The 12,778-nt window shown below is 67.4% G+C and carries 9 protein-coding genes and 1 riboswitch; of the genes, 3 read left to right on the plus strand and 6 right to left on the minus strand.

Annotation, left to right across the window (positions count from 1 at the left end):
* Positions 1-2 precede the first annotated feature (2 nt).
* Positions 3-176, plus strand: coding sequence for a hypothetical protein (locus IPG50_24110; protein MBK6695267.1), 174 nt, complete (start codon positions 3-5; stop codon positions 174-176).
* A gap of 6 nt (positions 177-182) precedes the next feature.
* Here the strand turns inward: IPG50_24110 and serS are convergent, their stop codons facing one another.
* A complete protein-coding gene (gene serS / locus IPG50_24115) occupies positions 183-1,457 on the minus strand; it encodes a serine--tRNA ligase (protein ID MBK6695268.1) in 1,275 nt (424 codons plus the stop codon).
* A gap of 151 nt (positions 1,458-1,608) precedes the next feature.
* Between serS and IPG50_24120 the strand changes: the two genes are divergently transcribed.
* Positions 1,609-2,685, plus strand: a complete 1,077-nt coding sequence (locus tag IPG50_24120) for a S1 family peptidase (GenBank protein ID MBK6695269.1) — start codon at positions 1,609-1,611, stop codon at positions 2,683-2,685.
* Here the strand turns inward: IPG50_24120 and IPG50_24125 are convergent.
* The 4 genes from IPG50_24125 to IPG50_24140 form a co-directional block, all read right to left on the minus strand.
* Complete coding sequence (locus IPG50_24125) at positions 2,633-3,145, minus strand: hypothetical protein (protein MBK6695270.1); 513 nt, start codon at positions 3,143-3,145, stop codon at positions 2,633-2,635. The two genes, IPG50_24120 and IPG50_24125, sit on opposite strands and share 53 nt — an antisense overlap.
* A gap of 167 nt (positions 3,146-3,312) precedes the next feature.
* Positions 3,313-4,056 (minus strand): hypothetical protein, encoded by a 744-nt coding sequence (locus IPG50_24130; GenBank protein MBK6695271.1) that lies wholly within the window; start codon positions 4,054-4,056, stop codon positions 3,313-3,315.
* 82 nt (positions 4,057-4,138) lie between these two features.
* Positions 4,139-4,270, minus strand: a riboswitch (cobalamin riboswitch).
* Between the two features lie 43 nt (positions 4,271-4,313).
* A complete protein-coding gene (locus tag IPG50_24135) occupies positions 4,314-8,708 on the minus strand; it encodes a zinc-dependent metalloprotease (GenBank protein MBK6695272.1) in 4,395 nt (1,464 codons plus the stop codon).
* 251 nt (positions 8,709-8,959) lie between these two features.
* Entirely contained in the window at positions 8,960-9,877 is a 918-nt protein-coding gene (locus tag IPG50_24140; protein MBK6695273.1) for a DUF1003 domain-containing protein, read from the minus strand.
* 149 nt (positions 9,878-10,026) lie between these two features.
* Here IPG50_24140 and IPG50_24145 point away from each other — a divergent pair, with 149 nt between their 5' ends.
* Positions 10,027-11,406 carry an MFS transporter gene (locus tag IPG50_24145; protein ID MBK6695274.1) on the plus strand — a complete coding sequence of 460 codons (1,380 nt, stop codon included), beginning with the start codon at positions 10,027-10,029 and terminating at the stop codon, positions 11,404-11,406.
* Between the two features lie 56 nt (positions 11,407-11,462).
* Here IPG50_24145 and IPG50_24150 read toward each other — a convergent pair whose 3' ends face one another.
* On the minus strand, positions 11,463-12,536 hold the full coding sequence (locus IPG50_24150) for a trypsin-like peptidase domain-containing protein (protein ID MBK6695275.1): 1,074 nt from the start codon (positions 12,534-12,536) through the stop codon (positions 11,463-11,465).
* Positions 12,537-12,778: the final 242 nt, after the last annotated feature.

Consider the following 12,778-nt stretch of genomic DNA (forward strand, 5'->3'; position numbering starts at 1 on the left):
ACGTGGACTTTCGAGACGTCTTGGGCCGTGAGGAAGCGAAACAGCTCGTGCGCGACGCGGCTCCCGTCGGCTTCGCGGCCACCGTTCGTCGTTTCGAGGACGCCCTCTTCGAGCTCGAGGTCCGGGCCGTAGCCGAGCGCGCAACGACGGCCGCGCGTGGCCGCCTCGCCCGCTGAGCTTGCTCAGCCCTTGGGACGCAAGACCTCGACGCCGTTCATGTAGGGCAAGAGGGCCTTAGGCAACGTGACCGAGCCGTCAGCGTTCTGGTGGTTCTCGAGCAACGGAATGAGAATTCGCGGGCTCGCGACGGCCGTGTTGTTGAGCGTGTAGGGAAAGACGAGCGAGCCGTCGGTGCGACGAAGGCGGATGTTCGAGCGTCGCGTCTGAAAGTCGCCGAGCGTGGAGCACGAATGGGTCTCGGCGTAGGCCTTGCGACCTGGCATCCATGACTCGACCTCGTGCTTGCGCGTCTGCCCGAGCCCGATCTCGCCGGTGCACGCGATGGCCACGCGATAGGGGATCTCGAGCGCCTGGAGCATCGCCTCGGCGTTCGCCAGGATGGCGTAGTGCTCCTTCTCCGCGACGGCCTCATCGGGGACGCAGAAGACCACCTGCTCGACCTTGGTGAACTGGTGGACCCGGTAGAGGCCCCGCGTGTCCTTGCCGTGGGCGCCGGCCTCGCGACGGAAACACGGGCTGATGCCTGCGTAGCGAATGGGGAGCTGTGACTCCTCGAGGATCTCGTCGGTGTGCATCGACACGAGGGCCACCTCGCTGGTGCCCACGAGGAAGAGGTCATCGGCGGGGATCGAGTAGGCCTCCTCGCGGCCGAGCGGGAAGAACCCCGTGCCGACGAGCGCGCGCTCTTTGACGATCACGGGCACGACGACCGGGTTGAGTCCGCGATTTTGGAGCAGGTCCATCGTGAAGCGCGTGATGGCAAGCTCCAGCATCGCGCCGGCGCCCATGAGCGCGTACGAGCGCGCGCCAGCGAAGCGGCGCGGCCCATCCCACGCCACCATGCCCAGGGACTGCAGGAGATCGACGTGGTCCTTCGGCTCGAAGTCGAAGTTCCGCGGCGTGCCCCAGCGGCGGACCTCGACGTTGTCTTCCTCGCCCTTGCCCACGGGGACCTCAGGCCGGGGAATGCTCGGCACGCGCAACATCAGATCCTCGAAGCGCGCCTCCACGGCGGCGAGGGCGGGCTCGAGGGTCTCGATCTCCGTTTTGACTGCTTTTCCCTCTTCGATGAGCTTCGGGCGTTCTTCCTTGGAGGCCTTCGGAATCGACTGCGCGACCTGGTTCTTCTTGGCGCGCGCCGCTTCGATCTTCGTCAACGTCTCGCGACGTTCGCGATCGGTGGCGAGAAGGAGATCGAGGTCGAGGTCGAGCCGCTTGTTCTGGATGGCGGCGCGGACCGCGCCCTCGTTCTGGCGAATGAACTGGATGTCGAGCATGACGAAAGGCCTCTTCTACTAGGGCAGTCTCGCGGAGCGCATTCACGTTGTGGAATGCGCTCCCGTGCGGCGCGCGCGCGGCAAACGGTGCAACACGTCGCGTGGCGCTGCAAGAGGTGGGTTTGTGCGCGCCAAAATGGCACACTCGGTCATGCGCTTTGGCCCGTGGCTAGGCCTGCTTGGTTCATGCGCGGCGCTGGCGTTCGCATTGGCGGTGGCGCGGCCCACGGCCGCTCAAACGCTCCGGCCAGCGGTCGTCGGGGGGGCGCCTTCGCCCGTCGATCGCGATGCCGCCGTACTCCTCGTCTATCGCGCACCCAGCGGCGAGTTTGCCTACACGTGCAGCGCGGCGCTCGTCGCGCCGAACCTCGTCGTGACGGCGCGTCACTGCGTGTCGGCCATCGACGACTACAACGTGGCCTGCGAGGCCGACGGCCGGCAGGCGAGCGGCAGCGCCGTGGGCGTCGATCGAAGCGCCGAGCGCTTCGAGGTCTACGCGGGCGCGGCGCGGCCCCTGCCGTCGACGCCTTCCGCGGCGAAGGGAAAGTCCATCCATCACGATGGCGCGAACTCCCTCTGCGGCCACGACCTCGCGTTCATCGTCCTTGAGCGCGACGTGCCCGCTGCGCGCGTCGTTCCAATCCGCATGGAGGGGCCGGTCAGCGTTGGGGAGCGCTTCACGGCGGTGGGCTACGGCGTCACCAAGACCGCGGCCGAGCCGTCGGCGAGGCAGGAGCGGTCGGCCGTTGCGATCCGCCAGGTCGGGCCCTTCGAAGGTGCCGATCGCGAGCCGCCCGTTGCGCCGCGCGACTTCCTTGTGGGTGAGTCGTTCTGCCAAGGGGACAGCGGCGGCCCCGCCATCTCGGACGCGACGGGCGCGCTCATCGGCATCGCGACGCGCGTGACGAACCTCGACGCGTCGGCGACGGCTCCTTGGGACTTGTGCGTCGAATCGGCGCGCGCGCCGCGTGTGTATGCGTACTACACGCAAATGGGGGCGTTCGCCTCGCTGACCCGTAGCGCCTTCGCCGCTGCCGGTCGCGAGCCGTGGCTCGAAGGTCGCTCCCAGCCTGGCTATCCGGCCGACGAAGACGGGTGTCGCGTGGGGCCTGCGCACGGCGGCAAGGCGCCGGGCGCGCTCCTTCTGGTCGTGGCGATGCTCCTCGGGCGGCGCTTCAGTTGCACTGCGCGCCGCAGCTTGCCGTGGCGCATTGGTAAACGGCGCTGAGTTTCTGCGCGCCGGCAGCGAACTGCTGGCTGCATTGCGCTTCGCACTGCTGCTTGTAGGCCGGATACGCGCCGTATTGCTGCGAGCACGCCGTGACGCAGTTGTCGGCGCCGACGCACGCCGGGTCGCTGTCACACGCGATGACCTGCGCGCAGCAGAACTGCTGAACGCAGGTGTTGCACGTCGGGTTGGGCGTTGACACGACGCAGGCGCCAGGCGCGCTGATGACGCCGCCGTCGGAACCGAGGGCCCCGCCGCTGGGATCGCCGCCAAGCATGGGATCGACGGGCGTCGGCGCCGGGGTCACGGCCGGCGTAACCGGGGCCACGGGCGCGACCGGTGCGAGCGTCGTCGTTGCGCTCGGCGCGGGCGTCGCCGCGGGCGGCGCGTCGGCCGAGGAGCAGGCGAGCGCGAGGAGGGCGAGGGCCGGGCCGAGGAGGGTCACGATGGGCTTGTGCATCTCGACACCCTTCGAGCAGGAAGCGGGCCAGCGAGAGGGCCGTTCGGCATCCCTCACAAATGCAGAGACGCGGCCTTCGCAGCGCAGCCGGCGAGGCCGACGACGACGGCGTGATCCACATTGTCGCCGCACGGGTAACCGAACGTGGCGTCTCGCCGAGGAGACTCTTACGGGCGTTCGGCGTGCAGGCTGACGATGGCGTCGAGGTCGAAGCCGAGGTTTTGGATCCCCTTGCTGGGGCACGCGTCTTCGCCGACGTCGTGGATTCGAACGTAGCGTGCGCGTGCGAGTCCGACGGCGGCCAGATCGTAGCGGTCGCCGCCAGCGCGTTCGTCGAGCGGCGATAGGCCGCTCTGCGGTGACGAGTAGACGGGATGCCAACCGGCGCAAGCGCCGAACGGGTAGGCGCGAGCGACGCAGGGAAACGTGGCCCAGGTGACGCCGTCCTCGCTCACACTGATCTCGGCCAGATCGGCCGCCGGCCTTCTTGGATCGCTCGCCGCGAAGAAGCTGTTCTCGAAGACCACGAAGTCATCGCCGGGACCATCCACGATGGCGTTGTCGAAAGCGACCACGAGCTCGCCGCCGACGCCAAGCGACACCACGTCGAAGCCGCCTTGCCCATCGCCCGCTCCGAAGGGCGGACCGTAGACGACGTCGGGCATCGATGCTTGTCCGAAGCCGGCGCAAGGCCCGCTCGTGAACGAAACGACGCGGGTCACGAACCGGTCGGCGGAGAGGCCGCCCCCGTCGAAGGCGTAGCCCGCGTCCACGGGCCGCGAGCCGGGGGCAGGTCCCTCCATGGAGCCCGCATCGGGAGGCGCCAGCGCAAAGGAGCCACCGTCGGGCGGCTCGGCTTGGGTGGACGCGCCGCAGGCCGTCGTCAGGATGGCCAGCGTAGGCCCGAAGATTCGCGCGAGAGGAAACGGAGAAAGGACCACCGACAGCGCTCCTGCCGCGAGCGACGCGCGGCTTTTGGAGAGAAGCCCACGTCGTGTGAGCCTCACTGCCGTCGGTAGTCCTGGCTCCCCGGCCTGAATACGAACAGGTCCTGGTTACAGTGGCGGCTCCGCGCCGGTGTTGCACCGGCTTCCCCGACGGGCAGCCGGCATGACGTAGCGCGGTTTGGCCCCAGCGTGGAGAAAATGCGGACCGGTGAGCCCCTTCCTCAGTTCTCCTGACCGCCGCCGAGCGGACCGTCGCCGAGGGCGCGACCGATCTGGCGAACCGCGTCGAGGAGGCCCACGTACTTGCGAAGCTCCAGTTCCGCGGTTGGCTTTAGGACGACCGGCGCTCCCGCTCCGTCAAGCTTGAGCTCGGGCTTCCCGGTCGCGTCGAGCAAGGGCTCGCCGGCCGCGTCACGCTTGACGTCGTAGGCCTGAGCCACGAGGTCGTTGGCGCGCGCGAGCATCCGCGAACCGATGCCCTTGTCGATGAGCCTCGTGCCGACGGGCTCGTCGCCGAAACGGTTGGCCATGTACGCGAAGCCGGTCCGCGGGTCGGCGAACTTGATGACGCGGGCGCCGGGGATCGTGGGAGCGCGGTCGCCGTCGACCCAGACGCGCATCTTCTCGACCATGGTCATGTCGGAGCCGAGGCGCGAGAAGAGGGCGGCAAAGATCGCCATCTGCAGCTGCTGCTTGTAGCCGATGTTCGGGAAGATGACCCGATCGCTCGGGGCGCGGTCGACCTTGCGGGTGAAGTCGACGGGCGTGACGCTCGGCGCCTTCGGGTCCAAGACGGCCGGTGCCACCGCCTCCCAGTCTTCCGCGAGGACGCCGCCGACGATGCGGTCGACGCCGTCGGGCAGGTCGGAGCGGAAGCTGATGAACACGTTCCGCTCGTCCAAGAAGTTCTCACGGGATACGGAGAACAAGGTCGGTCGCGGGTCGACGATCTGCATCATGGCGAGGGCCTTCTCCACCTCGAAGCCGGCCCGGCTCACGTACTTCTGGTAGTCCCACGAGCCGCCCTTGAAGTTGTCGAACTCTTCGCCGATGTAGCGCGCCGAGTCGATGCCGAGGGTGAGCGAGGCCGCTTGACCCTCGGGGGCCACGTCGAAGATGCGCATCTTGCCGGTGCGCCGCTCGTCGGCGTCGGCGTAGCCGCCGGGCTCGGGCTTCAAGACCGCTCCCGCCAGGAACGCCAAGAGGTCCGGTTGGGCCATCACCGCGGGCTTGTACGTGTCATCGTCGTTCAGTTGGAGCACTTGGGCGCGCGCCAACGTGGACGACACTTGCCAGTGGTAGGCGCGGGCCTTCATAAAGTACTGCGACGAGATCGCCTGGGGGATCGAGAGCGTCGAGTACTCGCGGTTCTGCCGGCGGAAGTAGGTCCATGGATAGGTGAGCTCGAAGCGTCGCGAGAGGTTCTGCACGAGCTCGTAGATGTCGGCGCCGGCGTCGCCCATCGACGTGTGCATGTAGCCGCCGGCGCCGTACTGCTCGCCGTAGCGGTAGGGCCAGCGCACGTGCTCGCGTCCCTGGCCGTCAAACGTATGCCACTTGACGCCCTCGGCGCCGACCGACGGAATGATGTCGCTCTTGTAGTCGGCGAAGGCGTAGTGATCCTTGGGCGCCGGCGCGCACACCTGACCGTGGACGACGCGCCAGGTGCCCTGCGCCTTCTCCTCGTCCGTCGCCGGGCGGCAGTCGCGAGCCTTGTCGAAGACGTTCATGGCGCGACCGGTTTGCGTGTAGTGCGCAGTAAACTTGCCCTCCTTGGGCTGAATGACGAAGTCCCGATCGGAGAGCTGCGTCATGGTCTTGGCGGCGAAGGCCTTTTGGTCGGCGGGGCGTACGACGCGATCGTCGAAGGCCTCGAGGACGCGGCCGTAGAGCGTCTTCATCGCGTGAAGATCGTAGGTGCCGAGGCCCACGGTCTCGCCGAAGCGCTCGATCTGGTACTCCATCGTCGAAGTGTTCGCGAAGTAGTCGATGCTCGGGCGCGACTCGGCGCCGACGCCTTGCTCGTCGATGGTCAACGGATCGGAGTAGCGCGGACCCATGCAGGTGTCCTTGTCGCCGCCGCGCGGGGCGTCGCAGAGCGCCGTGGCCGAGCCCTCCGCGGTGCGTAGCTGCCAATATTGGGGGTTGTAGTTGGGCGCGTCCCAGGACGACGCGAAGTTGTGCCGCAGGCCGAGCGAGTGCCCGAGCTCATGGAGACCGATCCCCTTGATCGCCTCTCGCAACAGGTCGTCGTAGATCCGCTCACCGCGCTCCTTTGCGTCGAGGCTGCCGTACTTGTTCTTGAAGTAGCCCGCGAGCGAGGCGAGGTAGACGCTCCCGGGGCCCGATGCCATGCCCTCGTGGAAACACGCGCCGCGTTCGCCGTGGCTCGCCTGCCAGGTCGCGCGCATCGCGTCGACGCGGGCCGGATCCATGCCGCGAAGGGGCGACGCGGCGGCGACGAGCTCGTCGGTGAGGTTTGCGCTGGGGCTCGCGCCGAGCGACGCCGTGAGCCAACGTCCCCCGAGCATGTTGGCCTCGTAGGGCGAGCTCTTGAGCTTTTGCGAGAGCGCGTCGACCTGGGTCAAGAGCGCCATGGTCTTCCCAAGGTCGGGCCCCGTTTGGGCCGCGCGCTTGAGCTCGGACACCGCGTGTTCGAGGCCCGTCTCCGTCGACGGCGCCGTGCCCGTGACCGTTTGCAGGCGCTTGTGGTCGACGGCCGAGAGCCGATGCGCGATCTCCTCCTTTCCGAGCCCCCGGACGAGGCCCGGAGCCGCGAGGCCGCCGGAGCGCACTGCCTCGACGTACCGTTCCGCGGGCACGCCTTTCACGAGGTCCTCCATGTTGAGGTCTCCGAGCGCGAGCTGAATGATGTCGCGCTGCTGCGCCGCCGCGTAGCTGGCGGAACGGCCCATGATGGTGGCCGACGCGCCGCGGATCTCACCGGTCAAGGGATCGGGCGTGACGCCGGCGACGCCGCCGTAGGGAGCGCGCGAGTCGAAGGGCCAATAGACGAGGAAGTTCTTCCGCTGATCGCCGAGGCGAGCGAAGGTGCCAGGTTCGCCGCAGAGGTCCTTCGGATCGTAGACGCGCACCGGGTTGTGGCATGCGCTCAAGACGTCGCGGCCGGCGTCCACGGCCTGCGGCTTCACCTTGTCGATGAGCCAGCCACCGTAGGACACCATGACCTTGCTCTCGGGGCCGCCGTCTTCGAAGAACTGGCCGTGGCAGGTCGCGCGGTCGCCGTCGCCGGTGGCGCGGCACTCGACCTCACGGCGGTAGGCTACCGAGACCTCGAGGAGTTGGTTCCACGAGTGGGTGAGATCCTCCAAGGTCCCGCGCTTGGTCCGGTTGCCTTTCGCGTCGACCTCGTCTTGGAAGGACTCGGGCGCCTCGCGGTTGAGCCAATAGCCGACGGTGCGGACAGCGCGATCGCGAACGGGGATCGTGCAGGTGTTCGTGTGAACGTCGCAGCGAGAGCCGCCGTGGCCCTTGTGGCCCGTCACGGCGTTCTCGCAGGCGTCGGCGGTGCCGTTCTTGTCGGCGTCGGCGTCGCTCGCGCACTTCGCCGCTTGATGGCTCTTTTCCCACAGGTTGTGGATGTTCTTGAAGCGCTTGGTGAGCGGGTCGGTGTAGCCGTATTGCGGGTCGTAGCCTTGCCGCGGCGCCGAGCCGAAGGAGAGCTGCGCGGCGTCACCGTCGCCGCCCATGTTGCCCACCACGTCGCGCCATGCGAGCGAATCCTCGAAGGACTCGAAGTCCTCTTGCGGATCGATGCGCGCGAAGGACATGCGCACCACCGCCTCCTGCGCGTTGCAGTCGTAGCTCGACGAGCCCGTCATGAAGGCCACGAGCTGGCACTTTGGGATTTCGCCCCACGGGAACTTCACCATCTCTTGGGCCACGGTGAACTTGTTGGTCACGTCGAGGTAGCCCTTGTCGGCTTCCACGTGCGGTGCGTCGTCGGCCGTCGGGTCGGTGACCGCGTAGGCGACGGGGGTCGCCGGGCCGCCGAGGTGTTCGCTGAAGAATCGCGTCGGATCGTTGGGCCCATCGACGATGTTCGTGGACCAGTCGACGCGCATGAACTCGCGCTCGTAATACGGTCGGTCGCTCTGGTTCTCCTCGACGACGTTGAGCTCTTCGCCCGTCGTGGCGTTGTACGCGCGCTTGATGTCGAAGTGCCCGAGGATCCGGTACGCCGCCACGATGGCGCCTGTGGGGGCTGCCGTCAGGTTCTTGTCGCCCACGGGGCGCGCTTCGGGCCCCGTCGCGTTTGTGCCGCGGTTGTCGGCGCCGGGCGCGATCTCGTAGGCCTTGCGAGCGATGAGGAGGTTCTCCGTGATCTCCCAGCGCACGCGGTCGAGGGCGCTGTACTCGCCGATGGTGTATTGCGACTGCCCCACGGTGGCGCCCACGTTGAACGCCTTCATGCGGAACTGCGGATCGTCGGTGGGGTTCTTGAGATCGGCGCCGACAAAGAAGCTCTTGGCCAACGCGCCCGTCTGAACGCGGTTGATGGGATCACGCTCTTCGGCGCAGCCCGCCGCCATGGTGGCCACACTCGCCAAGATCGATAGGCACACGATTCCCGTTCGGGTCGATCGCAGTTTCATCGCCGCTCCTCCGTGGATTTTCTAAGCGCCACCCCGAAGGGCGAGCGCGTACCGTTGCGCACGGGCGCGAGGGCCTCGCGTCGGTGCACAGCGAACGTAGGGCGCGCCGTACGGCAGCGCGCTCTCTCGTTGGATTGACTAACGCACGCTGCGTGCCAAGGGAGCCCTTCCGTTCGTTGCTCGCAATTTCGCGAGGGATCGGTCGGCTCCGTTAGCGAGTTGTCGACGCAGCCTGCGGCGTCGTTACGAATTCACTGACCGTGGTGCGGGCCGCCGGGCACCTTTGGGGCGATTTCCGCGCGGACCCGGTCGTTGCGTTGCGCGCGCTCGATGACCTCGAGGCGCTTGTTGGTCTCCGCGCGGAAGGCGCCGAGCTCGCGGATGATGTTCTCGATGTTGACCTCGTTCTTGAGATTCACGCGAAAGTCGGTCTCGGCCTGCGCCCGATCTTTTAGGGTCTGCCGATTCTGACTCATGACGATGAGCGGCCCCTGGAGCGCTACCAGCACCGCCAGGAAGAGGTTGTAGAACTGGAACGGGTAGGCGTCGAAGGGCGAGCCCAAAAGCCCCTGATTCATGAGGGCCCAGCTGCCCGTCAGGAACACCAAGAAGAGGATGAACGCCCAGCTACCGTTGAGGGCCGCGACTTTGTCGGCGAGCCTTTGGCCCCAGGTGAGGTTGCCTTCGATCTCTTTGACGACGTCTTTGGCGGCCCGCTGACTCAAGAGCGCGTTGGTCTCGCGGAGGCGCTCTGCCATGTCGCTCAGGATGGCCAACGCGGCCGTGCGAGAGCGGCCGAGGTGCTCGCCGAGCTCGTCGCGCGTGAGCTCAAGGAGCACCGTATCGACGAGCGCCATGACGCTGGCGGAGCGCGGCTTGTCGTCGAAGAGCGAGAGCTCGCCGAAATATTCGCCGGTGCGAAGGTCCTTCAAGATGACCGGTGGCGCGTCGTCGCCATCGCCCGGCAAGAAGATCTGCACCGCCCCCGAGAGGACGATGTACATCGACGAGCCCTTGTCGCCTTTGCCGAAGACCGTCGCGGCCTTCGCGAAGGAGCGCTCGGTCATGCGCTTCGCGAGCGCCTCACGGTCCTCGTCGGTCAGCCCCTCGAAGAGGGGGATCTGGGCGAGGAGGTCGGAATGGCGCATCGGCACGAATCGTCGCAACAAGGGAAGCATCCTGGCAACCACGACGGTGACCCGCGATCGGCCGACCGGAAAATCGCGGGCGCTGAGTCTTGCCTCTTGTCATCCGCACGGGCTGGCTCAGGCGCAGGGAGTGATTTCACTCTTCGGCGGGTCGTGCGAAGGTTCGCCCCATGCCGAGCTGGGCGAACAACATCCTCGCCATTGGTCTGCTCCTCTTGGTCATCGTCGTCGTCGTGAGGCGGCTGCCCAAGGTCGAGATCGAGCACACTCCGGCGCTGCTCGGGCGGCGCCGCCTCAACTGGCTCGTGGTCGGCCTGACCTACGCGTTCCTCTACATGGGGCGCTACAACCTGACGGTGGCGTCGAAGGCCGGCGTCCTACCGACGGCGGACTTCAGCAAGGTCTTCGCCGTCGGCACGGTCGTCTACGGGGTCTCGTTCCTCCTCAACGGCCCCTTGACCGACCGCTTCGGCGGCCGCGCCACGATCATCGTGTCGGCCTTTGGTTCGGCGGCGGCCAACGTCGGTATCGGCGTGGTGCTCGGCATGGGGCTCTCGCCGGGGTCGCTGCTCACGGCGTTGACGCTCCTCTACGCCACCAACATGTACTTTCAGAGCTTCGGAGCTGCCTCCATCGTGAAGGTCAACGCGGCGTGGTTTCACGTGCGCGAGCGCGGCACCTTCGGGGGCATCTTCGGCATCCTGATCTCGCTCGGCGTCTACTTCGCGTTCGACTGGAACAGCGCCCTCGTGAAGGTCCTCCCCCCGGCGTGGATCTTCTTTGTGCCGGCCATCATCCTCGTCGCGTTCGGCGTGGCGGACACCTTGATCGTGCGGGACTCGCCGGCGGGCGCGGGCCTCGAAGACTTCGACACCGGCGACGCGTCCAGCGGCGACAACGGCCCGCGCCTATCGTCCATCGAGGTGGGCAAGCGGATGCTCCGAAACCCGATCATCCTGACGATCACGTTCATCGAGTTCTGCAGCGGATATTTGCGCAACGCGCTCATGCAGTACTACCCGATCTTCGCGGCGCGTACCGGAGCCGGCACGACCTTCGTGACGCAGAACTGGGGCCTCATGCTCTGCGTCGCAGGGATCTTGGGCGGCGTCTTCGCGGGCACCATCTCGGACCATCTCTTCCAGTCGCGCCGCGGTCCCGTTTCGGCGGTGCTCTACGGCTTCATGTTCGTCGGCAGCCTCCTCATGGTGCCGCTCTTGGGCAGCTCGATGCTCGGCTGGCTCGTGGTCTTCATGTCGATGAGCATCATCGGCGTTCACGGCATGCTCTCGGGCACCGCCAGCGCGGACTTCGGCGGCAAGAAGAACGCCGGCGTGGCCGTCGGCATCATCGACGGATTCGTCTACTTGGGCACGGGCCTGCAGGCCGTGCTCCTCGGCAAGGTGCTCCCGCAGGACAAGGTCTCCGAGAAGATCCTCGCCAACTGGAGCAACTGGCCGCTCGTGCTCATCCTGCCCGCGCTCATTGGCTTCGTGCTCGCGCTGCGCATCTGGAAGGCCAAGCCGCAGGGGCGGGCCGCGAGCCACTGAGCCCCTGCGGACGGCGTGCGGCGAACTCCAGTTCGCCGCACGCGCTCCGCGATCCTTCAGCGGTGCCCACCGAAGACCCGGCGGTCGCCGCGGCCGCAGTGCTCGGCCCACTCAGGGAGTTCGTAATGGCCCGACTTGGCCGCTTTTTCTGCGCCTTCGCGCAGGAAAGCCTGATGCACGTCGAGGCGTTGCACACCAGAGTTCGGCGAGGGTTTGCCGTCGGGCCCGATGAAGTTCCACGAGGCGACGCCGAGGACGGTCGGTCTGTGGGGCTTTGTGAAGGTTCGCTGATCGAACATTTTGGCGTTCGAGTCTCCCGACACGCCTGCCGGCCCGCCGACGAGGAACTGTTCAACCGGCAACTGGTAGACGTGCGTCGTCGGGACTTCGTGGTCCACGACGGTGCACAAGCTCGGCCCGTTCGACGCACAAAGGAACGGCACGTGCTCGGCCAAGCGGCGCAGCAAGTCGCCGCGGTCGACGGTCGTGTTGCCGGTCCAGTCGCCGTTGGCGTCAAGCTCGAAGGTTTGGTCGATTCCGCCGCGGCCGACGATGGCAACCTCCGACACGGGCCGTCGTGCGAGATCGCGCGCGACATCGACTTCTGCCGGTCGCGCCTCGCGGTGGGGGACGTTGGACTGCAACACCAAGAGCGCGACGTCGGCTGCGCAGTAGCTCGCCGCGGAGGGCACGAGAACTTCCGCGACGTCATACCACTTGGGTGTCCCTACGTAGACCGACGGGCTCGTGGTGATGCGCGTGCCTCCCGGTGCCAGCACGTTCGTGTTGAAGGTGGCGTCGCAGGGATTCGTGGCGGCGTTCGGGCCATAGTCGGCGCCGGCTACGCAGTGGCGCGCCGTGAGCACGAGGTTCGGCGCGATGAGCGTTCCGGAGCACTTCGCCGTGCCCGAGCGACAGGTTCCAACGGGCCCTTTGGCGGGATCCGTGTTGAGCGCGCCTTGGCAAACGCCCACGGCGAACGCGTGAGAGGTGTCTTCGGGAGCGCCCATGAGCGGTGATGAGAGATCCTCGAGCGCGTCGTTTTGAGCCTCGGAGGAGCAGCCGACGCTCGGGAGCGCCGCGAGGGCCATGGGGACGACACGCGAGAGGAGAAAGAAGCGGATGTTCATGGCGGCCGCGCAAAGCACGCCACGTGCCGCGAAGGGCGCACCTCGGTGGCAGTCGATGAATCAACTCGGCGCGCTCGTGGGGCAGCGCGGCCCACGACGTTATGCACCCCTGGTCGGCGCGTCCCAGACGCATGGCGTCGACACGACTGTGGCGCGGAGGCCAGCGCTAGAAGCGCCACCGGTGAATGCCCTCGAAACCCGTGCCCGTGGCGATGAGTGAGAGCGGTGCGATGGCGAAGTTG

Source organism: Myxococcales bacterium (assembly GCA_016703425.1).
GTDB lineage: Bacteria > Myxococcota_A > Polyangia > Polyangiales > Polyangiaceae > JADJCA01.

Coding starts and splice junctions, on each gene's coding strand:
- IPG50_24150 (MBK6695275.1), bottom strand. CDS start 12,536: ATGAACATCCGCTTCTTTCTCCTCTCGCGTGTCGTCCCCATGGCCCTC.
- IPG50_24135 (MBK6695272.1), bottom strand. CDS start 8,708: ATGAAACTGCGATCGACCCGAACGGGAATCGTGTGCCTATCGATCTTG.
- IPG50_24125 (MBK6695270.1), bottom strand. CDS start 3,145: ATGCACAAGCCCATCGTGACCCTCCTCGGCCCGGCCCTCGCCCTCCTC.
- serS (MBK6695268.1), bottom strand. CDS start 1,457: ATGCTCGACATCCAGTTCATTCGCCAGAACGAGGGCGCGGTCCGCGCC.
- IPG50_24120 (MBK6695269.1), top strand. CDS start 1,609: ATGCGCTTTGGCCCGTGGCTAGGCCTGCTTGGTTCATGCGCGGCGCTG.
- IPG50_24145 (MBK6695274.1), top strand. CDS start 10,027: ATGCCGAGCTGGGCGAACAACATCCTCGCCATTGGTCTGCTCCTCTTG.